The organism is Pseudomonas sp. Q1-7 (genome assembly GCF_028010285.1).
In the GTDB taxonomy this organism is placed as follows: domain Bacteria; phylum Pseudomonadota; class Gammaproteobacteria; order Pseudomonadales; family Pseudomonadaceae; genus Metapseudomonas.
The window spans coordinates 2,816,685-2,838,506 of sequence record NZ_CP116304.1; the positions used below are offsets into that span (position 1 = coordinate 2,816,685).

At 66.3% G+C, this 21,822-nt stretch carries 21 protein-coding genes; 8 read left to right on the forward strand and 13 right to left on the reverse strand.

Features of this window, described 5'->3' with window-relative positions; genetic code table 11:
- Window positions 1-60: 60 nt before the first annotated feature.
- A complete protein-coding gene (locus PJW05_RS12900) occupies window positions 61-1,335 on the reverse strand; it encodes a sensor histidine kinase (protein WP_271412087.1) in 1,275 nt (424 codons plus the stop codon).
- A gap of 9 nt (window positions 1,336-1,344) precedes the next feature.
- Complete coding sequence (locus tag PJW05_RS12905; RefSeq protein ID WP_271412088.1) at window positions 1,345-2,988, reverse strand: phosphoethanolamine transferase; 1,644 nt, start codon at window positions 2,986-2,988, stop codon at window positions 1,345-1,347.
- 192 nt (window positions 2,989-3,180) lie between these two features.
- Here PJW05_RS12905 and PJW05_RS12910 point away from each other — a divergent pair, with 192 nt between their 5' ends.
- On the forward strand, window positions 3,181-3,768 hold the full coding sequence (locus tag PJW05_RS12910; RefSeq protein ID WP_271412089.1) for an eCIS core domain-containing protein: 588 nt from the start codon (window positions 3,181-3,183) through the stop codon (window positions 3,766-3,768).
- Window positions 3,769-3,821: 53 nt separating this feature from the next.
- On the opposite strand, the gene PJW05_RS12915 is transcribed toward PJW05_RS12910, so the two are convergent.
- The 3 genes from PJW05_RS12915 to PJW05_RS12925 all read right to left on the reverse strand — a co-directional run bounded on the left by PJW05_RS12915 (window position 3,822) and on the right by PJW05_RS12925 (window position 5,724).
- Window positions 3,822-4,526, reverse strand: coding sequence for a glutathione S-transferase N-terminal domain-containing protein (locus PJW05_RS12915; RefSeq protein ID WP_271412090.1), 705 nt, complete (start codon window positions 4,524-4,526; stop codon window positions 3,822-3,824).
- A gap of 72 nt (window positions 4,527-4,598) precedes the next feature.
- Window positions 4,599-5,258 (reverse strand): glutathione S-transferase family protein, encoded by a 660-nt coding sequence (locus PJW05_RS12920; RefSeq protein ID WP_271412091.1) that lies wholly within the window; start codon window positions 5,256-5,258, stop codon window positions 4,599-4,601.
- Between the two features lie 124 nt (window positions 5,259-5,382).
- On the reverse strand, window positions 5,383-5,724 hold the full coding sequence (locus tag PJW05_RS12925; protein ID WP_271412092.1) for an FKBP-type peptidyl-prolyl cis-trans isomerase: 342 nt from the start codon (window positions 5,722-5,724) through the stop codon (window positions 5,383-5,385).
- A 266-nt stretch (window positions 5,725-5,990) separates the two neighbouring features.
- On the opposite strand from PJW05_RS12925, the gene PJW05_RS12930 reads away from it, so the two are divergent.
- A complete protein-coding gene (locus PJW05_RS12930; protein ID WP_271412093.1) occupies window positions 5,991-6,353 on the forward strand; it encodes a DUF3509 domain-containing protein in 363 nt (120 codons plus the stop codon).
- A 52-nt stretch (window positions 6,354-6,405) separates the two neighbouring features.
- Here PJW05_RS12930 and PJW05_RS12935 read toward each other — a convergent pair whose 3' ends face one another.
- The 5 genes from PJW05_RS12935 to PJW05_RS12955 all read right to left on the reverse strand — a co-directional run bounded on the left by PJW05_RS12935 (window position 6,406) and on the right by PJW05_RS12955 (window position 13,716).
- On the reverse strand, window positions 6,406-6,597 hold the full coding sequence (locus PJW05_RS12935) for a co-regulatory protein PtrA N-terminal domain-containing protein (protein WP_271412094.1): 192 nt from the start codon (window positions 6,595-6,597) through the stop codon (window positions 6,406-6,408).
- Between the two features lie 154 nt (window positions 6,598-6,751).
- On the reverse strand, window positions 6,752-8,146 hold the full coding sequence (locus PJW05_RS12940) for an efflux transporter outer membrane subunit (RefSeq protein ID WP_271412095.1): 1,395 nt from the start codon (window positions 8,144-8,146) through the stop codon (window positions 6,752-6,754).
- On the reverse strand, window positions 8,143-11,331 hold the full coding sequence (locus PJW05_RS12945) for an efflux RND transporter permease subunit (RefSeq protein WP_271412096.1): 3,189 nt from the start codon (window positions 11,329-11,331) through the stop codon (window positions 8,143-8,145). The genes PJW05_RS12940 and PJW05_RS12945 overlap by 4 nt, the downstream gene beginning before the upstream one ends.
- Before the next feature lie 11 nt (window positions 11,332-11,342).
- Complete coding sequence (gene mexE, locus PJW05_RS12950; RefSeq protein ID WP_271412097.1) at window positions 11,343-12,584, reverse strand: multidrug efflux RND transporter periplasmic adaptor subunit MexE; 1,242 nt, start codon at window positions 12,582-12,584, stop codon at window positions 11,343-11,345.
- Window positions 12,585-12,798: 214 nt separating this feature from the next.
- Complete coding sequence (locus tag PJW05_RS12955; protein WP_271412098.1) at window positions 12,799-13,716, reverse strand: LysR substrate-binding domain-containing protein; 918 nt, start codon at window positions 13,714-13,716, stop codon at window positions 12,799-12,801.
- 161 nt (window positions 13,717-13,877) lie between these two features.
- Here PJW05_RS12955 and PJW05_RS12960 point away from each other — a divergent pair, with 161 nt between their 5' ends.
- The 4 genes from PJW05_RS12960 to PJW05_RS12975 all read left to right on the forward strand — a co-directional run bounded on the left by PJW05_RS12960 (window position 13,878) and on the right by PJW05_RS12975 (window position 18,844).
- A complete protein-coding gene (locus tag PJW05_RS12960) occupies window positions 13,878-14,900 on the forward strand; it encodes a zinc-dependent alcohol dehydrogenase family protein (RefSeq protein ID WP_271412099.1) in 1,023 nt (340 codons plus the stop codon).
- Between the two features lie 197 nt (window positions 14,901-15,097).
- The gene (locus PJW05_RS12965) at window positions 15,098-16,027 is read left to right on the forward strand and encodes an AraC family transcriptional regulator (RefSeq protein WP_271412100.1); all 930 of its coding nucleotides are present in this window, start codon (window positions 15,098-15,100) and stop codon (window positions 16,025-16,027) included.
- A 106-nt stretch (window positions 16,028-16,133) separates the two neighbouring features.
- Complete coding sequence (locus PJW05_RS12970) at window positions 16,134-16,592, forward strand: (2Fe-2S)-binding protein (protein ID WP_271412101.1); 459 nt, start codon at window positions 16,134-16,136, stop codon at window positions 16,590-16,592.
- An 11-nt stretch (window positions 16,593-16,603) separates the two neighbouring features.
- A complete protein-coding gene (locus PJW05_RS12975) occupies window positions 16,604-18,844 on the forward strand; it encodes a xanthine dehydrogenase family protein molybdopterin-binding subunit (RefSeq protein ID WP_271412102.1) in 2,241 nt (746 codons plus the stop codon).
- 4 nt (window positions 18,845-18,848) lie between these two features.
- Here PJW05_RS12975 and ptrC read toward each other — a convergent pair whose 3' ends face one another.
- On the reverse strand, window positions 18,849-19,043 hold the full coding sequence (ptrC, locus tag PJW05_RS12980; protein ID WP_271412103.1) for a type III secretion system co-regulatory protein PtrC: 195 nt from the start codon (window positions 19,041-19,043) through the stop codon (window positions 18,849-18,851).
- A gap of 131 nt (window positions 19,044-19,174) precedes the next feature.
- Window positions 19,175-20,089 (reverse strand): LysR family transcriptional regulator, encoded by a 915-nt coding sequence (locus PJW05_RS12985; RefSeq protein ID WP_271412104.1) that lies wholly within the window; start codon window positions 20,087-20,089, stop codon window positions 19,175-19,177.
- Between the two features lie 126 nt (window positions 20,090-20,215).
- On the opposite strand from PJW05_RS12985, the gene PJW05_RS12990 reads away from it, so the two are divergent.
- Entirely contained in the window at window positions 20,216-20,959 is a 744-nt protein-coding gene (locus PJW05_RS12990; RefSeq protein WP_271412105.1) for an SDR family oxidoreductase, read from the forward strand.
- 41 nt (window positions 20,960-21,000) lie between these two features.
- Here the strand turns inward: PJW05_RS12990 and PJW05_RS12995 are convergent, their stop codons facing one another.
- Entirely contained in the window at window positions 21,001-21,231 is a 231-nt protein-coding gene (locus tag PJW05_RS12995; RefSeq protein WP_271412106.1) for a DUF2789 domain-containing protein, read from the reverse strand.
- Between the two features lie 184 nt (window positions 21,232-21,415).
- On the opposite strand from PJW05_RS12995, the gene PJW05_RS13000 reads away from it, so the two are divergent.
- The gene (locus PJW05_RS13000) at window positions 21,416-21,739 is read left to right on the forward strand and encodes a hypothetical protein (RefSeq protein ID WP_271412107.1); all 324 of its coding nucleotides are present in this window, start codon (window positions 21,416-21,418) and stop codon (window positions 21,737-21,739) included.
- Window positions 21,740-21,822 lie beyond the last annotated feature (83 nt).

The window sequence follows — 21,822 nt, forward strand, 5'->3', positions numbered from 1 at the left end:
GAGCGAGTCAATCTAGAGGGCGGGCTGTAACGGCGAGGTCAAAAGCCCGTGAAAAAAATGTCAACGGCCGGGGTAGAGCGTCACGGAGAAGCAGCTTCCCGATTCCGGACTGGATGCCACCCGCACCTCCCAACCCTGCTGCTGGCAGATTCGCCGGACCAGGGACAGACCCAGGCCGAGGCCCTCCCCGCGGGCCTGCTGGCCACGCACGAAACTCTGGAAGATGCGTTCCTGTTCGTCCTGCGCAATTCCCGGACCACTGTCTTCCACGCGAAACCCCTGTGCTCCGAGGATCAACCGGACCGTACCTCGCTCGGTGTAGTGCAGGGCATTGCGCAGCAGGTTCGACAGCACGGTGCGCAGCAGTGGCGCCTCGAAGCGGTCTGCGCTGGCGCCGTCGTCGATGAGGGTGAACGCCAGGCCCTTGGCCCGGAACTGCGGCGACCACTGGTGGTACTGCTCGGCAGCGAGACTGGCCAGGTCTACGTGTTCGGTGACGCCGCCGTCCTCCTGGCCGGCCCTCGCCAGACGCAGGAAGGTCTGTACCAGAGCGTGCATATCGGCACTGGCCCGGGCAATCCGTGAGACCTGGGCGTGCTCGCCGGTGGACAGGCGAGGGGCATTGAGCAGCAGTTCGCAGGAGGAGGCGATAACCATCAGCGGGGTGCGCAGTTCGTGGCTGACGTCGCTGGTGAACAGGCGCTCGCGTTCCAGCGAGTGGCGGAGCTGTCCCAGGGTCTCGTCGAATGCCGCGGCCAGTCGCCCAATTTCATCGTCCGGGTAGTCGGGGGCCAGGCGAGGCGCCAGCGGCAGCAACTGGTCGCGGTGGCGGACCTGTTGCGCCAGGCGTCGTACGGGTGCCATTACCCGGCGCGCCAGCAGACGCCCCAGGCCCCAGGCGCCGAACAGGCTGAGCAGGAATCCCGCCAGGACCACAGCGAACAGCGCCCGCTCGCGGGCTTCGAACTCGTGCTGCTCTTCCACCAGCACGTCTTCATGGCTGCCATGCTTGCGCTTGAAGACGTAATACGCCTCGTCGCCGTCGAGCACTTCCGAGAAACCTTCCGGCAACCCGGTGAAGCGGGGCGGCAAGGCCGCCTGGCCGGCGTGGGAACTGAAGAAGCGGGTGGCGGCGTCAATGCGTGCCGCTGCATCGAGCGCGAGTTCTTCGTGGATGGCGAAGTCCAGTTCCCGCCCCAATTCTTCTGACACCAGATGCTCTTCGATGAAGTGCACGATGGCGACTATGCCCAGGGAGAAGGTGCCGCTGACGATCAGGGTCATCAGCACGAAGGCGAAGATGATCCGCCGCTCCAGCGGCTGCTTGGCTCCCATGGCGCCGACCTAGCGCCCGGCCAGGTCGGTCGTCCCGGTGCGGCAGGAGGCGAACAGGTCCAGGCCGCCCCGGTACTCCTCGGTGCGCACCTGCAGCAGGCCCAGCACCGAATGGAACAGGTTGTCCTGGCTCAGCGGCTTGTCGCGCTCCGCGGCCAGGCAGGCGGTATCCAGGGCGAAGTCCTGCCGGTAGCCGTCGGAGAACCAGGTGAGCAGCGGCACGTGCTTCTGCTGGTCGGGTGCCAGCAGGTAGGGCGTGCCGTGGAGGAACAGGTTGTATTCGCCGAGGGACTCGCCGTGGTCGCTGATGTAGAGCATGGCGGTGTCGACCTTGTCCTGGTTCTGGCGCAGCAGGTCGATCAGGCTCGACAGCAGGTAGTCGGTGTAGACCAGGGTGTTGTCGTAGGCATTGATGATGCTCTGGCGGCTGCAGTCGTTCAGGGCGTTGCTGTTGCACACCGGGGTGAATGTCTCGAAGCGCGCGGGATAGCGCTTGGCATAGTCCGGCCCGTGGCTGCCCATCTGGTGCAGGACCAGCACGGAGTCGTCCTTGAGGTTGTCTATGTAGGCCTGCAGGTCCTTCAAGAGGATTTCGTCGTGGCATTCGCCGTCGCGGCAGAGGTCCGGGTCCTTGGCGTGGCTGACGTTCTCCTGGGCAACCCGGTCGCAGGTGCCCTTGCAGCCGGACTGGTTGTCACGCCAGTCCACCTTCAGGCCAGCGTGCTTGAGCACGTCCAGCAACCCCTCCTGGCTGCGTGCCTGGGCGGCGTCGTAGTCGGCACGGCCCATGTTGGAGAACATGCAGGGCACCGAGACGGCGGTTTCCGTGCCGCAGGAACGCACGTTGCGGAAGGCGGTCACGCCCGGTTCGTTCCTGAGTCGTGGCGTCGTGTCGCGGTCGTAGCCGAGGATGCCGAAGTTCTCGGCCCGCGCGCTCTCGCCGATCACCAGCACGGTCAGCGATTTGCGTTGGTGGGTGTCCCACGCCGCCGATTTGCGAGCGTCGGTGCCGATCTGGCGCAACGGCTCGCTGGCCACCGCCCATTGCTCGCGCAGGTAGCCGTAGGAAGCGTTCAGGTAGTTGCTGGGTACCACCAGCAGGCGCAGTTCGTGGTGGTTGCGCAGCAGCGAGGCCAGGCCCTGGTAGTTGGCCAGCGCGACGGCGCCGAGTACCGCCACCGAACCCAGCGCCAGGACCAGCTTGCCGGCCAGCTCGCGGCCCAGCGACTGGTGACGGACCGGCAGCCGCCACAGCAGCCAGCTGGGCAGCACGCCGAGCAGCAGGACGAACAGCAGGAGTTTGAACGAGAGCAGGTCGCGTACCTCGTTGACGTCGGTCTCCGCGACATTGCGCAGCATGTTGGCGTCGACCATCACGCCGTACTGGCTCATGAAATAGGCGACGCCGGAACTGACGAGGAACAGAACGATGAGGAGCGGCTTGAAGATCCGGCGGAACGACAGCAGCGCCAGCACGAAGGTGAAAATGGCCAACACCATGACGCCGAACGCAATGCGCATGCCGAGGCCGTCGGCATCGGCGGGGACAATGGCGAAGAGATGCCGCCAGAGCGGCAGGTTGTAGATCGAGAGAAGCAGGAGGCTGGCCAGGAAGGCCAGGGCTTCGGGGCGTACCGAAAGGCGTTTGAACATGATCCGCTCGCTGTGACGATGTATCCCTCATGGATAGGGCGCGGAGCTTAGGGGCGGCGGAATCAAGGATTCGTGAAAAAAACCTGCAGAAAATGTCGGGTTTGTGAAAGCGATGTCGAGGCGCCCGACCCGCCGGCGGTGCCTTTTGGATCCAGTCGTGGTCAGAGCAAGGGGGCCCGTCGCGGAGGACACATGACCCGCATCGCCACCTGTCTCGCGCTACTCGCCGGCTGCGGTGCGGCGATGGCGGCCTGTCCGCCGGGGCAGTACGAAGTCTGCGTGACGGACTGCATCTGCCTGCCCGAGGCCCGCGAGGTGATCGGACCCTTGCACGGCGAGGCGACCCGGGTGGCGGCCGCCGCCCTGCAGCACTGGCTGGTGCAGGCGCACGCCGACGCCAGGGCCGGGGGCGTGGAGAGGATACCCGCGGCGATCCGCGCCCGGCTGGCGCCTTACTTCGATGCGGCGTTGCTGGATGGGGTGCGCTATCGGGTCGGCGACCGCAGCGAGATCGGCACGGCCGGCGCGATGCTGAACAACCCGGACATCAAGGCGGTGACCCTTATCGACATCATCCTCTTCCGCGATGCCCAGGCCGCGTCCGCGGATGCGGTGCTCTGGGCCCACGAGCTGGTCCATGCCCAGCAGTTCCGGGAGTGGGGTGTCGCCGCGTTCGCCCGGCGCTATACGGCGGATGCCGACAGCGTCGAACGGCCGGCCTACGCGATGCAGTTCAAGGTGGCGAAGGCGTTGCGGGAGAAGAACGTCCATCGTGAATGAATTCGCTCACACCGGGCTTCGGGTGGAAGCGAATTCATTGCGGGGGCGGTGGCTCAATCCCGCTTGGGAATCGCCAGCCCGCGTTGTACCGCCGGGCGTGCGAGGAAGGCGTCGAGCACGCGCTGGACATTGGCGAATCGCTCGAACCGCACCAGTTCGCCAGCCTCGTAGAATCCGATCAGGTTGCGCACCCAGGGGAAGGTGGCGATATCGGCGATGCTGTACTGCTCACCCATGATCCAGTCGCGGTCTTGCAGGCGCTGGTCGAGCACCGCCAGCAGGCGGGCCGATTCCTGCACATAGCGGTCGAGGGGGCGCTTGTCCTCGTAATCCTTGCCGGCGAATCTGTTGAAAAATCCGAGCTGGCCGAACATCGGCCCGATCCCGCCCATCTGGAACATCAGCCACTGGAGGCACTCGTAGCGGCCGGCGGCGTCCTGCGGGATCAACTGGCCGGTCTTGTCGGCGAGGTAAATGAGGATGGCGCCGGATTCGAACAACGGCAGCGGGCGGCCATCCGGGCCGTTGGGGTCGATGATCGCCGGGATCTTGTTGTTCGGGTTGAGGGAGAGGAGCTCCGGGGACATCTGGTCGTTGCGCTCGAAACTCACCAGATGCGGCTCGTAGGGCAGGCCGGTCTCCTCCAGCATGATGGAGACCTTCACGCCGTTGGGCGTCGGCAGGGAGTAGAGCTGCAGCACGTCCGGGCGGGTGGCGGGCCATTTGCGGTGGATGGGGAAAGCCGACAGATCGGACATGGGGACTCCCTGTGGGATGGCTGATGGGGATGAGCAACCTTACCGGTCGACGGGCGTACCTGAAAGGGCGGGTCAATCGCGATCCGGGGCGCCGAGGGGGAACAGCGACCGATAGGGGCGCGCTTCCTCCACCGCGCGGGCGAACGAGGGGCGGGCCAGCAGGCGCTGGCGGTAACCGAGCAGGTTGGCGAAGTCCGTGGCGATGGGGTGCACCCAATCGGCATAGAAGAGCGCCGGCGCCGCCGCGCAGTCGGCCAGGCTGAAGGCTTCGCCGGCGGCCCAGGTGCGGCCGGCGAGCGTGGCGTCCAGCCAGGCGTAACTGCGCTGCAGCAGCTTCCGGGCTTCTTCCACGCCGAACGCGTCGCGCTGCTCCGCTGGGCGCAACGCGTCGAACACCGGCTTCTGCATGGGCGTCATCACATAGCAGTCGAAGAAACGATCCAGCATCCGCACCTCCAGGGCCGCGTCCGCCGCCTCGGGGATCAAACGCACTGGTCCGGCGTGGTGCTGCTGCAGGTATTCGATGATGACGCTCGACTCCCGCACCACCCGCTCGCCGTCCAGCAGCAGTGGGAAACGCTGCAGCGGCCACAGGCGCTGGAACTGCTCGAAGGTCGCCGGATCGTCCGGCGATAACAGGCGCAGGTGGAACGGCGTGGCGTTCTCGTAGAGCGCGATCAGGACCTTCTGGCAGTAGGAGGAGAAGGGGTGGGCGAACAGGTGCAGGGACATGGGCGGCTCCTGGAGCGTTGGGACGCGCGGACTGGTCGACTGCCAGACGCGGAAATCGACAGCCTGGTGACAGCATGGACCGATATCCCGCCGCTGCCCGGTGAGACGATTGCCGGGAAGAGGATCAGTCGTCGCGGGTCAGGACTTCCAGCAGTTCGATCTCGAACACCAGGTTGGAATTCGGCCGGATATGGGCGCCGACCTGGCGTTCGCCATAGGCCAGGTGCGCCGGCACGAACAGCTTGCGCTTGCCGCCGACCTTCATGCCCATCAGGCCGATGTCCCAGCCCTTGATCACCCGACCGGTGCCGATCACGCACTGGAAGGGCTTGCCACGGCTGTAGGAGGAGTCGAACTCGGTGCCGTCTTCCAGGGTGCCGCGGTACTGGGTGGTGATCAGGGCGCCCTTGACCACTTCCTTGCCGTCGCCCGGTTGGATATCGGTTATCTGCAGTTCGTCGCTCATGGGTGTGCTCCTTGGTTCTGTGGCCGGGTTCGGCCGTTCGCGGGCAGCCTTTTCGCAGGAATCGTGGATGCTGGCAAGCCGGATGTCAGTCAATTGCCACTCGTGCACTTTGCATGACGCCAGGGTGGGAGGTCGTGCAAGTCGCCCGCCGGGGCATGCTTGGCGGCGTTGCAGGTGCCTGATTTGCAAGGCATTCGCCCCGGACGCGAAGCGGGCACGGGGGCTGCTAGGAACAAGGAACCCTCGACCCTGAAGGAGAGTCCCGGATGAAGCTGCCTTTCACTGCCTTCCATGACGCTTTCCCGCAGCACCAGGTGTGCGTCAAGCCGCGCCCGGACGGCACCTTGTTGCTGACACTGGTCGACCAGGCCGGCGAAACCCTGTGCAAGGTCGTCGACCGCGAGGCGCTTTACAGCGACGAGCGGGTGCGTCAGGCCATCCATGAATTGCGGCGGGATATGAAGCTGGAGGCGGGGGAGGTGCACTGGCACGCCAGCGGTATCGATTGGGTTTCCCGCGAACTGCCCACCTACCTGGGCGGCCCTGTCCATATGACGGCGTCCAAGACGCTGGTGGCGCGGCGCAAGCAGGCACTCAGGCAGCAACGGCGCCGCGCCCCACACGCCTGACACAGCCGATTCGCCGGGAAAGGGATGGGGCGATGGCCCCATCCCTCGGGGCTCAGCTACGTTTCGCCTTTTCCGCCCGTTCTTTCTGGACGACGGCTTCCTGGGTTGCGCGCTTTTGCTGCTCGACCTGGGCGAGGCGTTGCTCGTAGCGCTTGATGGTACGGTCGCCACCGCCGGACGCCAGCGCCGAACCGGCGGACAGGGCGACAGCGAGCAGGGTGGCAGTGGTGATGAGCGTCTTCATGGATGTTCTCCTGTAGAGATCAAGGTTGAGTTATCCAGAGCAGGCTCCGAATGCGTTATCCGGACGGGCCGGGAAAAAAAGCCCCGCGGCGAGGAGCTCGGACCCGCGGGGTAGAAGTTGCCGGCCTGGGCAGGCCGGGCAAGGGAGGAGAGGGTCAGGCCTGGGGCTGCCAGCCGCCGCCCAGGGCCTTGTAGATGGCGACGATGCCTCGGTAGACCTCGACTTCCGCCTGGGCCTGGGCGTCCTCGGCGGCCAGGCGCTCGCGTTCGGCGTCCAGCAGCACGAGGAAGTCCACCGTGCCTTCGCGGTAGCGGGTGGCGGCCTGTTCGGCGGCGGCGCGGGTGGCTTCCGACTGGCGCACCAGGGACACCAGGCGCTGCTGGCGCTTGCCGTAGTCGCTGAAGGCGTTCTCCGATTCTTCCAGGGCCAGCAGTACCTGTTGTTCATAGCTGGCCAGGGCGCCTTCGGCGTCGGCTTCGGAGGCGCGGATTTGCGCCCGCACGCTGCCGAGGTCGAAGGCGGCCCAACTGATGGTGGGCGCCACGGCCCAGGCGCGGGCGGCGGACGAACCGATCTGCGAGCCGCGCCCGGCGGTGAAGCCGAGGAAGCCGGAGAGGCTGACACGGGGGAACAGGTCGGCGGTGGCCACGCCCACACTGGCGGTGGCGGCGGCCAACTGACGCTCCGCCGAACGCACGTCCGGACGGCGGCGCAGCAACTCGGCGGGGTCGCCGATGGGCAGGGCCTTGGCGATCACCGGCAGCGGCTTGGGCGAAAGGTCCACGGACAGCTGTTCCGGGCGCTGGCCGAGCAGGGTGGCGATGCGGTTGCGGGCGCGGGCTTCCTCGGCCTGCAATTGCGGCAGGCTGGCCTCGGTGGCAGCCAGGCGGCCGTCGGCGCGCAGCACGTCCAGCTCGCTGCCGACGCCGGCGTCGCGCAGCTGTTCGGTCAGGCCACGGGATTCCTGCTGGTTCTCCAGGTTTTCGCGGGCGATGCGTTCGCGCAGCTGGGCGCCGCGCAGGCTGCCGTAGGCGTCCACCAGTTCGGCGATCAGGCTGACCTGCAACTGTTGCAGGTCGGCCTGGGCGGCATCGGCCTCGGCCTCGCTGGCCTCGATCTGGCGCTGGATGCGGCCGAACAGGTCCAGCTCCCAGGCCATATTCAGGCCCAGGTCATAGCGTTCGGCGTTGACCCGCTCGTCGCTTACGCCGGGCTGCTGGCCCTTGCCGATCGCGGCGCTGGCGCCTGCGGTGACCACCGGAAACTGGTCATTGCCGACGTCGTCGCGGATGGCGCGGGCCGCCTTGAGGCGGGCGAAGGCGATGCGCAGCTCGCGGTTTTCCTGAAGGGACTGCTGCACCAACTGGTTCAGGGTCGGGTCGTCGAACTGCTGCCACCAGAGGCTCTCGAAGCGGGCGCGGTCGACCTTGGCGTCGTCGGCCGAGGCGAGCCGCGCGGGCTCGCTCTCGGGGGCCTTGTAGTCCGGGCCCACGGCGCAGGCGGACAGCGCGAGCGCGAGGAGGGCAGGGGCGAAAGCCTTGTGCATCATGCGTGTACTTCCTTCAGTTGCGGGGCGCGGGCGGCTTTGCGGGCTTCGCGCTTCTCCACGAAGCCGCGGATCAGGACATAGAACACCGGGGTCAGCAGCAGGCCGAAGAAGGTCACGCCGATCATCCCGCTGAACACCGCCACGCCCATGGCATGGCGCATTTCCGCGCCGGCGCCGGAGGACAGCACCAGGGGCACCACGCCCATGATGAAGGCGATGGAAGTCATCAGGATCGGGCGCAGACGCAGGCGGCAGGCTTCCAGGACGGCGGCGATGCGATCCAGGCCTTCTTCCTGTTTCTCCTTGGCGAACTCGACGATCAGGATGGCGTTCTTGCACGCCAGGCCCACCAGTACGATCAGGCCGATCTGGGTGAAGATGTTGTTGTCGAGACCGGCCAGGATCACCCCGGTGATGGCGGAGAACAGCACGGTCGGCACGATCAGGATCACCGCCAGCGGCAGGCTCCAGCTCTCGTACTGGGCGGCCAGCACCAGGAAGGCCAGCAGCACGCAGAGCGGGAAGATGAACACGGCGGTGTTGCCGGCGAGGATCTGCTGGTAGGTCAGGTCCGTCCACTCGTAGGTCATGCCGTTGGGCAGTTCTTCATTCAGCAGCTTGCTGATGGCGGCTTCGGCCTGACCGGAGCTGTAGCCCGGGGCGGCGGCACCGTTGATTTCGGCGGTGATGAAGCCGTTGTAGTGCATCACGCGGTCGGGACCGGAGCTGTTCTCCACCTTGACGAAGGTGGACAGCGGAATCATCTCGCCACGGTTGTTGCGCACCTTCAACTGGCCAATCTGCTCGGGCTCCAGGCGGAACTGCTGGTCAGCCTGGACGTTCACCTGGTAGGTGCGGCCGAAACGGTTGAAGTCGTTGGCGTACAGCGAGCCCAGGTACACCTGCATGGTGTCGAAGATGTCGCTGATGGCCACGCCGTGGGTCTTGGCCTTCTCGCGGTCGATGGCGGCATCCACCTGGGGCACGTTGACCTGGTAGCTGGTGAACACCGACATGGGGTTCAGCTCCGGCAACTGGCGCGCCTTGGCGATGATGTTCTGGGTCTGCTTGAACAGCTCTTCGTAACCCAGGTTGCCACGGTCCTCCACCTGCAGGCGGAAGCCGCCGATGGTGCCGAGACCCTGTACCGGGGGCGGCGGGAAGATGGCGATGTAGGCGTCCTGGATGTCGGCGAACTGCTTGTTCAGCTCGGCGGCGATGGCGCCAGCGGACATGGACGGGTCCTTGCGCTCATCGAAGGGCTTGAGCGGGGTGAACACGATGCCGCTGTTGGGGCTGTTGGTGAAACCGTTGATCGACAGGCCCGGGAAGGCCACGGTGTTCTCCACGCCCGGATGCTTGGAGGCGATCTCCGACATGCGCTTGATCACCGCCTCGGTGCGGTCCAGGGTGGCGGCGTCCGGCAGTTGGGCGAAGGCCACCAGGTACTGCTTGTCCTGCTGCGGCACGAAGCCGGTCGGGGTGCTGGAGAAGCCCAGGTAGCCGAGTACCAGCAGGCCGCCGTAGACCAGCATGGCGATGCTGCTGCCGCGCAGCACGCGGCGCACGGTGCTGACGTAGCCGCCGCCGGCGCGTTCGAACATGCGGTTGAAGGGGCCGAACAGCCAGCGGCCGAACAGCGAGTCGAGGATGCGCGAGAAGCGGTCCTTCGGCGCGTGGTGGTCCTTCAGCAGCACGGCGGCCAGGGCCGGCGACAGGGTCAGGGAGTTGAAGGCGGAGATCACCGTGGAGATGGCGATGGTCAGGGCGAACTGCTGGTAGAACTGGCCGGTGAGGCCGGAAATGAAGGCGGTCGGCACGAACACGGCGCACAGCACCAGGGCGGTGGCGATGATCGGGCCGGTCACTTCCTTCATGGCCTGGCGCGTGGCCTCGACGGGCGATTTGCCCAGGCCGATGTTCCGCTCGACGTTCTCCACGACCACGATGGCGTCGTCCACCACGATGCCGATGGCCAGCACCAGGCCGAACAGCGACAGGGCGTTCAACGAGAAGCCGAACAGGTGCATCACCGCGAAGGTGCCGATCAGCGACACCGGCACGGCGGCCAGCGGAATGATCGAGGCGCGCCAGGTCTGCAGGAACAGGATCACCACCAGCACCACGAGGATGATGGCTTCCAGCAGGGTGTGCACCACCGCCTCGATGGAGCCGCGCACGAAGATGGTCGGGTCATAGACGATTTCGTAATCCATGCCCTGGGGGAAGCTCCGCTTCAGCTCGGTCATGCGCTCGCGCACGGCGTCGGAGATTTCGATGGCGTTGGAGCCGGGACGCTGGAACACCGGGATGGCCACGGCCGGCTGGTTGTTCAGCAGCGAGCGCAGGGCGTACTGGTTGGAACCCAGTTCGACGCGGGCGATGTCCTTCAGGCGAGTGATCTCACCGTCGTCGCCGGCACGGATGATGATGTTCTCGAACTCTTCCTCGGTGACCAGGCGGCCCTGGGTGTTGATCGAGAGCTGGAAGCTGTTGCCGGCATCCGAGGGCGGCGCGCCGAGGGCACCGGCGGCGACCTGGCGGTTCTGTTCGCGGATGGCGTTGACCACGTCGGTGGCGGTGAGGTTGCGCGAGGCCACCTTGTTCGGGTCCAGCCACACCCGCAGGGAGTAGTTGCCCATGCCGAACAGTTGCACGTCGCCCACGCCGTCCAGGCGCGCCAGCTCGTCTTTCACGTTGAGCGCGGCGTAGTTGGACAGGTAGAGCATGTCGTAGCGGTTATCCGGCGAGGTCAGGTGCACCACCATGGTCAGGTCCGGAGAGGCCTTGTCCACGGTCACACCCAGGCGCTGCACCTCGGTGGGCAGGGTGGGCATGGTGCGGGTGACGCGGTTCTGCACCTGCACTTGGGCGTTGTCCAGATCAGTGCCCAGGGCGAAGGTGATGGTCAGCGTCAGCTTGCCGTCGTTGGTGGCCTGGGAGGACATGTAGAGCATGCCTTCCACGCCGACGATGGCCTGTTCCAGCGGCGAGGCGACGGTTTCACCGATCACCTTGGGGTTGGCGCCGGGGAAGTTGGCGCGCACGACCACGGTGGGCGGCACCACTTCCGGGTATTCGCTGATGGGCAGCTGGAACAGGGAGATGGCGCCGCCGATCAGGATCAGCAGCGACAGCACGGCGGCGAAGATCGGCCGCTGGATGAAGAACTGGGAAAAATTCATGGCGTGCTACCTCAGCCGCGCGGGCCGACGGAGGGTTTGGCGTTCTGCCCGGCCAGGCGTGGGGCGTCGCGGCCTTCCACCGATTGGCGCAGGCGGGCCAGCTGGGCGAGGGTGGCGTCGTCGGCCATGGGCACGGCCTGCGGCTCTACCGGCGCGCCGGGCATGGCGCGCTGCAGGCCGTTGACCACGATCTTCTCGCCCTTGGACAGGCCGTTGCGGACGATGCGCAGGCCCTCCAGCTTCGGCCCCAGCTCGACGGCGCGGTAATTCACCTTGTTGTCGTCACCCAGGACCAGGACGAATTTCTTGCCCAGGTCGGTGCCGATGGCTTCGTCCTTGATCAGCGCGGCGGGGTAGGTCTCGCTGCCCACCAGCTTGATGCGGGCATAGAGGCCGGGGGTGAAGCGGCCATCTTCGTTATCGAACACGGCGCGGCCTCGGATGGTGCCGGTGCGCGGATTGACCTGGTTGTCGAGGAAGTCCAGCTGACCCAGGTGCGGGTTGCCGGTTTCGCTGGACAGGCCCATGTACACCGGGCTGGCGGCGCGGGTGTCGGTGCCGGCCTTGCGGGCCAGTTCCACATATTTGAGGAAGGCGCGCTCATCGGCGTCGAAGTAGGCATAGACCTTGTCGGTGGAAACCACCGAGGTCAGCAGCGACTGGCCGGCGTTGACCAGGTTGCCTTCGGTGATCTCGGCGCGGCTGACGCGGCCGTCGATGGGGGCGGTGATACGGGTGAAGCTCAGGTTGAGTTTGGCGTTGTCCAGTTCCGCCTGGGTCGCGGCGACCGCCGCCTGGGCTTCGGTGGCGGCGCTGGTGCGGGCGTCGGCCAGTTCCGCGGAAATGGCGTTGCTCTGGCGCAGGCGCTCGCCACGGCGGGCTTCGTTGGCGGCGCGGGTCTGGTTGGCTCGGGCCTGTTGCAGCTGGGCTTCCAGGCGCTTGACCTCGGCCTGGAAGGGGCGCGGGTCGATCTGGAACAGCAGGTCGCCTTTCTTCACCAGGCTGCCTTCATGGAAGGCCACGCGGTCGATATAGCCGGAAACGCGCGGACGGATCTCCACCGATTCCGGGGCTTCCAGTCGGCCGGTGAATTCGTCCCACTCGTTGAGGGGCTGTTCGATCACCTCGGCGACGCTGACCTTGGGGGCCGCATGGTTGAGTTCGGCTTCCGGTGCCTTGCCACAAGCCACCAGCACCACCGCCGCCGCGAGGGTGAGGGGGTATCGCCAGAATTTTTTCTGAGTTGCTTCCATGGGACAGCTCCACCAATTGGTTTTATGAATGGGCGGAGTCTGCGGGCGGCGTTACATCGAGACGAATCGAATGCCCTGAAGATGACTATCACTGGAAGTGATTGATTCAGGTCGTCATATGGAAATATTGATGATGCGGGGTGGCACGGGGAGACGGTTCTGTGGGGGCCAATTCATTCGCCCCCAGAGATGAATGGGCCTGCGCGGAGCCGAGCTATTCCAGGCTATCCGGGTCCCCGCAATACATCTGGATACGCGAGCGCAGCCAACGCTCGGCGGGGTCGTTGTCCTGGGCGCCGCGCCAGGCCATGGACAATTCGAAGCTCTGCACCGGCAGCGGCGGGTCTTCCGCACGCAGACCGCCGGCGGCGGTGAGGGCGGCGGCGGTGTAGTCCGGCACCATGGCCACCAGGTCGGTGCCGGCCAGGAGCGTGCCGAGGCCGTTGAACTGCGGCACCGCCAGCACCACCTTGCGCGTGCGGCCGACCTTGGCCAGTTCTTCGTCGACGAAGCCGCCCAGGTCCCCGGCGAAGGACACCAGCGCATGGGGCCGCTGGCAGTAGTCGTCCAGGCTGAGGGCGCCGGGCACCGAGTCGGCGCGCAGCAGCTTGGGCCTGGAGCGGCGCAGCGTCTTGCGCTTGGCATTGGCCGGCAGCTCTTCGGTGTAGGCGACGCCCACCGAGATCTCGCCGGAGGCCAGCAGGTTGGGCATCAATAGATAGTTGGTGCGCCGCACTACCAGCACCACGCCGGGCGCCTCCGCGCGCAGACGGCGGAGCAGGGCGGGGAGCAGGGCGAATTCCACATCGTCGGACAGGCCGATGCGGAACACTGCGGTGCTGGTGGCCGGATCGAAGTCGGCGGCACGGCTGACGGCGGTGGAGATGGAGTCCAGGGCCGGTGACAGCAGGGCGAAAATCTCCATGGCCCGCGCCGAGGGCTCCATGCTGCGGCCGGTGCGGACGAACAGCGGGTCGTCGAACAGGGTGCGCAGGCGCGCCAGGGCCGCGCTGATGGCCGGCTGGCCGAGGAACAGCTTTTCTGCCGCGCGAGTTACGCTCCGCTCGTGCATGAGCGTCTCAAACACGATCAGAAGGTTGAGGTCAACTCTTCGCAGGTCGTTCCGGTTCATGGAATCATCCGTAATTAATGTGTGAAAGGTGCTATCCCCGTGCTCGGTCGTCAAGGCTCACATCATCGCCATTTATGACAACTATCAATGACCACGGGTGGTTTTGTAGATAAAGCCCGGATAGAGTCCGTGGCTATGAAGAGACACAGGCGAGGTATGTGATGTCCCGCATGATCCGTTTTCACCAGTTCGGGGGCCCCGAGGTCCTCACGCTGGACGAGCTGCCGACCCCCGCTCCCGGCCCGGGCGAAGTCCTGGTACGCACCCAGGCGTTGGGTGTGAGCTGGCGTGACGTACTCTGGCGGCAGAACCTGGCGGCCGAGCAAGCCGCTCAACTACCTTCCGGTCTCGGTTCCGAGCTGGCCGGCATCGTGGAGGCCGTGGGCGAAGGCGTTGACGACCTGGCGCCCGGTACCCCGGTCGCCGGTTTCCCGGCGAGCACGCCGAGCCATCATCCGGCCTGGGGCGACCTGGTGCTGATGCCGCGCAATGGCCTGGTCGCCTACCCGGACGCCTTGACGCCGGAGGAAGCCAGCATCCATTACACGCCGCTGCTGATGGCCTATTTCGCCCTGGTCGACCTGGGCGGCATCACGCCCGGCCAGCATGTGCTGGTCACCGAGGCCGGACACTGTCTGGCGCCGCAGACGCTGCAGTTGGCCAAGGCGCTTGGCGCCAAGGTGATCGCGTCCACCAGCTACCCGGAAAGTCGTGCGTTCCTCAAGCAACTGGGCGCCGACAAGGTCATTGTCACCGAAGAGCAGGACCTGGTCCTGGAAGTGGAGCGCTTCACCCAGGGCAAGGGCGTCGAGGTCGTTCTCGACCAGTGCGCCGGCCCGCAGATGAAGCTCCTCGGCGACGTGGCCGCGCCGCGCGGCAAGCTGGTGGTCTACGGCTGCAATGGCGGCAACGACACCGCGTTCCCGGCTTGCGCCGCGTTCAAGAAGCATCTGCAGTTCTATCGTCATTGCGTACTCGACTTCACCGGTTCTCCGGAGCTGGGCATCGAGGCCAATGCGGCTTCGGTCAAGCGGGCGCTGGACCATATCAACCAGATGACCCGCGATCATCTGCTGAAGCCTCCGATCGATCGCGTCTTCGCGTTCGAGGACTTCGTCGAGGCCAACCGTCACATGGAAACCTGCCCGGCGGGCGGGCGCGTGGTGATGAAGGTCGCCGACTGAGGAAGGCGGGGCGGGCCCTTGGGTCCGCCTCGAATCTGTGTTGTTTTCGAATGTTGGGCAGTGTGCCGCGCGAGACGGCCGGGTCGATAGCCGAATCCTGCTGAATTATTGCCTGATCCTCCTGACCCTGCTCCCGGCGCGAGACGAGCTGGCAAGCCATGGGTAAAGTTGGCCCATCTTCTCCGAGGGTCCAAACCATGAATGCACAGGCGTTCCTTGCCGCGCCGGAAGCGGATGCGGCCACGCGCCAGCAGCAGGCGCTGGTGCAGCTCATTGAACGATTCACTCGCCATGACGGTGTGGTCGATACAGCCATCCCCGGTCTTACCCTGTACCGCGTCACCCAGCCCAGCGAACCGCTGCACTGCCTCTACGAGCCAGCCATAGGCCTGGTGGTGCAGGGGCGCAAGAAGGTCCTGCTGGGGGACGACACCTACTTCTACGGACCGTCCCAGTACCTGGTGGTGTCGGTGGATCTGCCAGTGATCGGTCAGGTCATCGAGGCCAGCCCCGAAGTGCCTTTCCTCAGCCTGCGCCTGGACCTCGACCCCAAGGAAATCAGCGCCCTGCTGATGGACCTGCCGACTCTCGAATCCCCACCGAAGTCCTGCCCGCGCTGCCTGTCGGTCAGCGGAATCGGCGAGCCCCTGCAGGATGCCGTGCTGCGCCTGCTGCGCCTGCTGGATACACCGGAGGACATCCCCGCCCTGGCGCCGCTGGTGCGTCGGGAGATCCTCTACCGCCTGCTGCGCGGCGAGCAGTACGCGCAACTGCGCCAGATCGCCAGCAGCGGCACCCAGGGGCATCGCATCGGCCGGGCGGTGAACTGGCTGCGGCAGAACTTCCACCAGCCCCTGCAGATCGAGCGTCTGGCCAATGAGGTGAACATGAGCACCTCGGCCCTGCATCACCACTTCAAGGCGATGACGGCCATGAGTCCGTTGCAGTTCCAGAAGCACCTGCGCCTGCAGGAAGCCCGCCGCCTGATGCTGGTGGAGGCCCTGGATGCCGCCAGTGCCGGCGGCCGGGTGGGCTACGAGAGCCCGTCGCAGTTCAGCCGCGAGTACAGCCGGCTGTTCGGTGCGCCACCGCTGCGGGACATCGCGCGCCTGCGCCAGTCGGCTTGACTCCCGCACGCCCGCCTAAGCTGAACCATCATCGTTGTTTCCCGAATGCCGGACCGGCTTTGCTGGCCGGCGCCTATCCGCCATCCACACAGAGGTGGTAAGCCTGATGATTACCCTGAACCTGAACGGCAAGGACTATGAACTCGACGTGCCCGCGGACATGCCCCTGCTCTGGGCTCTGCGCGACGTCGCCAATCTCACCGGCACCAAATACGGCTGCGGCATGGCGTTGTGCGGCGCCTGCACCGTGCATATCGACGGCCAGGCGACGCGCTCCTGCGTCACCCCGGTGTCCATGGCGGTGGGCAAGCAGGTGACCACGGTGGAAGCGGTCGCCGAGGACCCGGTGGGCAAGGCCGTGCAGACGGCCTGGCGCAATCTGGACGTGGTGCAGTGCGGCTACTGCCAGTCCGGGCAGATCATGTCCGCCACCGCGTTGCTGCGCGGCAACCCCAAACCGAGCGATGCCGACATAGACGCCGCCATGAGCGGCAATATCTGCCGCTGCGCCACCTATGTGCGGATTCGCGCCGCCATCCATGAAGCAGCCGGCACCCTGGCCTGAGGAGAGTCGAGATGGGCACCTTCGAAACTGAAACCCGTGCCGCCAGCGGCATCCTCAATGTCAGCCGGCGCACCTTTCTCAAAGGCAGTGGCGGCCTTGCCCTGGGCATCGCCTTCGCACCACTGCTGCGCGGCGGCGACGCACTGGCTGCCGCCGAACCCTTCATGGCCAATGCCTTTGTGCGTATCGCCAGCGATGGCAGCGTGACCGTCCTGGCCAAGCACGTGGAAATGGGGCAGGGCAGCTACACCGGCCTGGCCACCCTGTTGGCCGAGGAGCTGGACGCCGACTGGAGCAAGGTCCGGGTGGAGGGGGCGCCAGCCAACGCCGCGCTCTACAACAACCTGGCCTTCGGCCCGATGCAGGGCACCGGCGGCAGCTCCGCTATCGCCAACTCCTGGGAGCAGATGCGCAAGGCCGGCGCCAGCGCCCGCGCCATGCTGGTGGCGGCCGCGGCCGAGCAGTGGAAGGTGCCGGCCGGAGAGATCGGCGTGAGCAAGGGCGTGGTCAGCCACGCGGCCTCCGGCAGGACCGCCGGGTTCGGTGAGCTGGCGGAAGCGGCGGCGCGTCAACAGGTGCCGTCCGAGGTGAAGCTCAAGTCCCCCGAGCAGTTCACCCTGATCGGCAAGGAGCGCCTGTCGCGCAAGGACAGCCTCGACAAGACCGACGGCAGTGCGCTCTTCACCCAGGACTTCAAGCTGCCGGGCATGCTGGTGGCGGTTGTCGCCTACTCGCCGCGTTTCGGCGGCGTGCCCAAGTCGGTGGACACCAGCAAGGCCAAGGCGGTGCCTGGCGTGGTCGAGGTGGTGGAGTTCAAGGACACGCCCCACGGCCGCGCCGGCGTGGCGGTGCTGGCGAAGAACACCTGGGCCGCGCGCCAGGGTCGTGACGCCCTGGTGGTGGAGTGGGACGACAGCCGTGCCTTCACCCTGGGCAGCGAGGACATCTTCGCCCGCTATCGCGAGGCGGCGGGCAAGGAAGGGCGGGTGGCCGGCAAGCAGGGCGATATCGCCGCGGCCCTGGCGCAGCCGGCGAAGCTGATCGAGGCCGAGTACGAGTTCCCCTATCTCGCTCATGCCGCCATGGAGCCGATGAATTGCCTGGTGAAACTTTCGGAGGGGCAGTGCGAGGTGTGGAACGGCGAGCAGTTCCAGACCGTGGACCAGATGGCGATTGCCAAGTACCTCGGCATTCCGCTGGAGAAGGTCAGCCTTACCCAGCTCTATGCCGGCGGCAGTTTCGGGCGTCGCGCCAACCCGCAGTCGGACTACCTGCTGGAAGCCGTGGCGATCGCCCGGGCCGCCCATGCCAAGGGCCACGGCGTGCCGGTGAAACTGGTCTGGACCCGCGAGGACGACACCCGCTCCGGTTTCTTCCGTCCGGCCTACCTGCACCGCGCGCGCCTGGCGCTGGACGCCGAGGGCGGGCTGCAGGGCTGGCATCAGCGCGTGGTCGGCCAGTCCATTCTCAAAGGCTCCGCCTTCGAGGAGGCCATGGTGAAGGACGGCATCGACCATACCTCGGTGGAAGGCGTGGCGAACCTGGCCTATGCGGTGCCTAACCTGCAGGTGGAATTGCATACCCCCGAGGACATCGGTGTGCCGGTGCAATGGTGGCGTTCGGTGGGCCATACCCACACCGCCTATGCGGTGGAAACCCTGATCGACCAGGCCGCCAGCACCGCCGGCAAGGACCCGTACGAGTACCGCAAGGCGTTGTTGGGCAAGCAGCCGCGCCATCTCGGCGCGCTCGAGCTGGCGGCGCAGAAGGCCGGCTGGAGCCAGCCGTTGAAACCGGGGGCGGAAGGCGAGAAGCGTGGGCGTGGCATCGCCGTGCACGAGTCCTTCGGTTCCTTCGTCGCCCAGGTGGCGGAGGTGACGGTGAAGGCGGACGGTAGCTACAAGGTAGACCGGGTGGTCTGCGCGGTGGATTGCGGCGTGGCGGTGAACCCGGATGTGATCCGGGCGCAGATGGAAGGCGGTATCGGCTATGGCCTGGCGGCCGCGCTGCACGGTGCCATCACCCTGAAGGAGGGCCGGGTGGAGCAGTCCAACTTCCATGACTTCCAGGTGCTGCGGATCAACGAGATGCCGGCGGTGGAGGTACACATCGTACCGTCGGCCCAGGCGCCCACGGGGGTCGGGGAACCGGGTGTGCCGCCCATCGCGCCGGCCGTGGCCAATGCGCTGTATGCGGCGGTCGGGCAGCGCTTCTACCGGCTGCCGCTGCCACCACAGCTGAAGCAGGCCTGACTCGTCAGGCCGCCCGGACGGCAGCGATCAGTTCGCGCAGGGCCTTGCGCTCGGCCACCGGTGTGGGGGCCTTGCGCACGGCCAGGCTGCCGTCTTCCAGGCTTACCACCACTTCGGTCTCGAAGTGCAGGCGGACTTCGTCGAGGGTCACGTGGGTGACCTGATACAGGTTGTCGCTGATGCGAGGGTCGGCGGACATGGCGTTTGTCTCGTTCCAGGTGGCGCAAGGCCGATGGAGCGATAGTGACGTCGGGGCGTCCAGCGCGGAACTGAAAGGGGCTGATGATGAACATCATCCCCGTCGATGGCCGTCAGGGCTGCCCTCCCGGCCTAGTGCGGTTGCGGCACGAAGGCGGGATCGGACAGGTGCTGCACCAGCCGCTCATGCACCAGCCGCACCCTGGGCGGGACCGGTCCTTGCTGGGGGCGGTAGATGAACATGTCCCAGGGCTCCGGGGTCTGCTCCTGCAGCACCGGTATCAGGCGTCCGACGCGTATGTGCGGTTCGATCAGGTAGTAGGGCAACTGGCCGAAGCCCATCCCGGCCAGCACCGCCTCCAGTTCGTTCTCCGGGTCGTCGGTGCAGAAGGCGACGTTGGCCGGCTGGACCTGGCGCCCGTCGGTGAACAGCCAGGGCCAGATGCGGCCGGTGTTGCTGTCGATCAGCGCGGTGGTGGGCAGCCGGTGCAGGTCGTCCAGTGCGCGTGGTTCGCCGTGGCGCAGCAGCAATTCCGCGGCGCCCACCACCAGCAGCGGCACCCGGGCCACAGCGCGGGCGATGTAGCGGCGGTCGCGGATGAAACCGATGCGCACGCCGAGGTCGATCTGTTGTTCGACCGAATCGGTGAGCTGGTCGGACAGGCGCATGTCGAAATGGATGCCCGGGTGCTCCCGCGCGATCGTCGCCAGCACCGGCAGCAGGAAGTGCCGCCCGACCGCGCGCGGCGCGGCGATGCCAACGCGCCCGGCCAGTTCCTCTTCGCGTTTGCCGCCGTGCTCCTGGAACAGCCGGTCCAGCCCCGCCAGGGCTTCACGGGCCTGGCCGGCGAGCCGCTCGCCGAAGGCGGTGATCTGGACGTGGCGGGTGTTGCGGTGGAACAGCGGTTCGCCGAACTGGTCTTCCAGGTCCTTGATGGCGCGGGTGACGGTTTGCGGCGAGGCACCCAGGCGGTTGGCCGCTTCGCGAAAGCTCGGGGTCTCTGCGGCTACACAGAGGATGCGCAGCAGTTCGATGCGATTGAACATGGATAGTGTTCCATTATGTGGAATTTCAAAATCCTAACTATTCCATTCCTTGGTGGTAAAGGCTTTCCGATACTGGCGCCCAGCTACCGGATTCATCCCGATTCCGGACTACCTGGGAGTGCCCACATGAGCAACAACATTTCCACCAAGGTTGTAGTAATCACGGGTGCCAGCAGCGGTCTGGGCGAAGCCACCGCCCGGCATCTGGCGTCGCTCGGCGCCAAGGTCGTACTGGGTGCGCGCCGGGTGGATCGCCTGCAAGGCCTGGTCGCCGAGATCGAAGCGGCTGGCGGTGAAGCCCTGGCGATCGCCACCGACGTCACCTCCGCGCAGCAGGTGGCCGCACTGATGGACGGTGCGGTGCAGCGCTTCGGCCGCGTCGATGTGCTGGTGAACAACGCCGGACTGATGGCCATCGCTCCCATGGAAGAGGTCAAGGTCGATGAGTGGTCGCGCATGTTCGATATCAACGTCATGGGCGTACTCCACGGCGTGGCGGCGGCTCTGCCACTGTTCCGCAGGCAAGGCAGCGGGCATTTCATCAATGTCGCGTCCGTGGCCGGCATCAAAGTGTTCAGCCCGGGCGGTACCGTCTACAGCGCTACCAAGTTCGCGGTGCGCGCCATCAGCGAAGGCCTGCGCCACGAAATCGGCGGTGCCATCCGCACCACGGTGATTTCCCCTGGCGCGGTGGAGTCCGAGTTGAAGCACGGCAGCTCCCACGAGGAAAGCAGCCGGGTGGTGGGCGAGTTCTACAAGATGGCCATTCCGTCCGACTCCGTGGCGCGTGCCATCGCCTACGCCATCGAACAACCGGCCGATGTGGACATCAACGAAGTGGTATTGCGTCCCGCCGTCCAGGAGTTCTGATCTCCAGGCGTGAAAAAGGCGGCCCAGGTGGCCGCCTTTTTTTATTTGCTCAGGAGCACCGCCAGCTCGTCGGCTTCCTCCGCCCAATCGGAATCGTCCAGCAGGGCATCGCGCAGGAAGGCGGATTGGGCGGTGTTCCAGAAGGGGGCGTCGGGCAAGGCCTGGCCCACCGCCAGCCGGTGGTTTGCGACGAAGCCCTCTATACCGCTCTTGTCGGAAGGCAGGCCGAGTTGGTCGAAGAGGGCGCTGAGGGAGTGATGGCTGGTGTCCATGTGGGGCCTCCGGTGGGGCGTTCGACGGAAAAGACCTCCATCGACTATAGACCTTGTGCCGGCTGGAACCTTCCCATGGCAGCATGTCGGTTGAGCCCGGCGCGGGCTTGCGCCGCCGGGCGGCTTGGCTAGCCTCTCAACAAGCGCGGCTGTCGAACCGCGAGCCACCTCACAGGGGGGCGAAATGAGCGTTCAGAGCGAGCAGAAGCATTCCTTCCGAGACCCCGTGGAGGGGCTCGTGTTGATCGCGCCGGTGTGGTCGCCGGTACTGTTCATCTTCCTGGCTCAACTGCTCCACGAGTTCTTCCAGATCCATTGGCTGTTCAATTCCAGCCTGAGTACCGTCGGGATGTTCCTGGTGCCGGCGATTTCGGTATTCCCCCTACTCCACGCGTCGCACCGGCCAGTGGCGTTCACACTGTTGCTGGCGGGCGGCTATTACCTGGTCGGGCTGGCGGCGATCTTCCTGATGGCCTGGGGGATGTTGCTCTATACCGGCTATACCTGATCCTGCGCGGAACCCGGCACGGGCCTATGGATCAAAGGCCTCGGGTCCGCGCATTCGGCGGATCGTCCCACTACGGAGCTATC

What these genes read in the sequence shown, in the direction of transcription:
- PJW05_RS12920 (WP_271412091.1), bottom strand. Translation starts at nt 5,258, where the DNA reads ATGTCCCTGCACCTGTTCGCCCACCCCTTCTCCTCCTACTGCCAGAAG.
- PJW05_RS12940 (WP_271412095.1), bottom strand. Translation starts at nt 8,146, where the DNA reads ATGATGCACAAGGCTTTCGCCCCTGCCCTCCTCGCGCTCGCGCTGTCC.
- PJW05_RS12900 (WP_271412087.1), bottom strand. Translation starts at nt 1,335, where the DNA reads ATGGGAGCCAAGCAGCCGCTGGAGCGGCGGATCATCTTCGCCTTCGTG.
- PJW05_RS12965 (WP_271412100.1), top strand. Translation starts at nt 15,098, where the DNA reads ATGAATGCACAGGCGTTCCTTGCCGCGCCGGAAGCGGATGCGGCCACG.
- PJW05_RS12945 (WP_271412096.1), bottom strand. Translation starts at nt 11,331, where the DNA reads ATGAATTTTTCCCAGTTCTTCATCCAGCGGCCGATCTTCGCCGCCGTG.
- ptrC (WP_271412103.1), bottom strand. Translation starts at nt 19,043, where the DNA reads ATGTCCGCCGACCCTCGCATCAGCGACAACCTGTATCAGGTCACCCAC.
- PJW05_RS12990 (WP_271412105.1), top strand. Translation starts at nt 20,216, where the DNA reads ATGAGCAACAACATTTCCACCAAGGTTGTAGTAATCACGGGTGCCAGC.
- PJW05_RS12925 (WP_271412092.1), bottom strand. Translation starts at nt 5,724, where the DNA reads ATGAGCGACGAACTGCAGATAACCGATATCCAACCGGGCGACGGCAAG.
- PJW05_RS12955 (WP_271412098.1), bottom strand. Translation starts at nt 13,716, where the DNA reads ATGAACCGGAACGACCTGCGAAGAGTTGACCTCAACCTTCTGATCGTG.
- PJW05_RS12935 (WP_271412094.1), bottom strand. Translation starts at nt 6,597, where the DNA reads ATGAAGACGCTCATCACCACTGCCACCCTGCTCGCTGTCGCCCTGTCC.
- PJW05_RS12995 (WP_271412106.1), bottom strand. Translation starts at nt 21,231, where the DNA reads ATGGACACCAGCCATCACTCCCTCAGCGCCCTCTTCGACCAACTCGGC.
- PJW05_RS13000 (WP_271412107.1), top strand. Translation starts at nt 21,416, where the DNA reads ATGAGCGTTCAGAGCGAGCAGAAGCATTCCTTCCGAGACCCCGTGGAG.
- mexE (WP_271412097.1), bottom strand. Translation starts at nt 12,584, where the DNA reads ATGGAAGCAACTCAGAAAAAATTCTGGCGATACCCCCTCACCCTCGCG.
- PJW05_RS12970 (WP_271412101.1), top strand. Translation starts at nt 16,134, where the DNA reads ATGATTACCCTGAACCTGAACGGCAAGGACTATGAACTCGACGTGCCC.
- PJW05_RS12905 (WP_271412088.1), bottom strand. Translation starts at nt 2,988, where the DNA reads ATGTTCAAACGCCTTTCGGTACGCCCCGAAGCCCTGGCCTTCCTGGCC.
- PJW05_RS12975 (WP_271412102.1), top strand. Translation starts at nt 16,604, where the DNA reads ATGGGCACCTTCGAAACTGAAACCCGTGCCGCCAGCGGCATCCTCAAT.
- PJW05_RS12930 (WP_271412093.1), top strand. Translation starts at nt 5,991, where the DNA reads ATGAAGCTGCCTTTCACTGCCTTCCATGACGCTTTCCCGCAGCACCAG.
- PJW05_RS12910 (WP_271412089.1), top strand. Translation starts at nt 3,181, where the DNA reads ATGACCCGCATCGCCACCTGTCTCGCGCTACTCGCCGGCTGCGGTGCG.
- PJW05_RS12960 (WP_271412099.1), top strand. Translation starts at nt 13,878, where the DNA reads ATGTCCCGCATGATCCGTTTTCACCAGTTCGGGGGCCCCGAGGTCCTC.
- PJW05_RS12985 (WP_271412104.1), bottom strand. Translation starts at nt 20,089, where the DNA reads ATGTTCAATCGCATCGAACTGCTGCGCATCCTCTGTGTAGCCGCAGAG.
- PJW05_RS12915 (WP_271412090.1), bottom strand. Translation starts at nt 4,526, where the DNA reads ATGTCCGATCTGTCGGCTTTCCCCATCCACCGCAAATGGCCCGCCACC.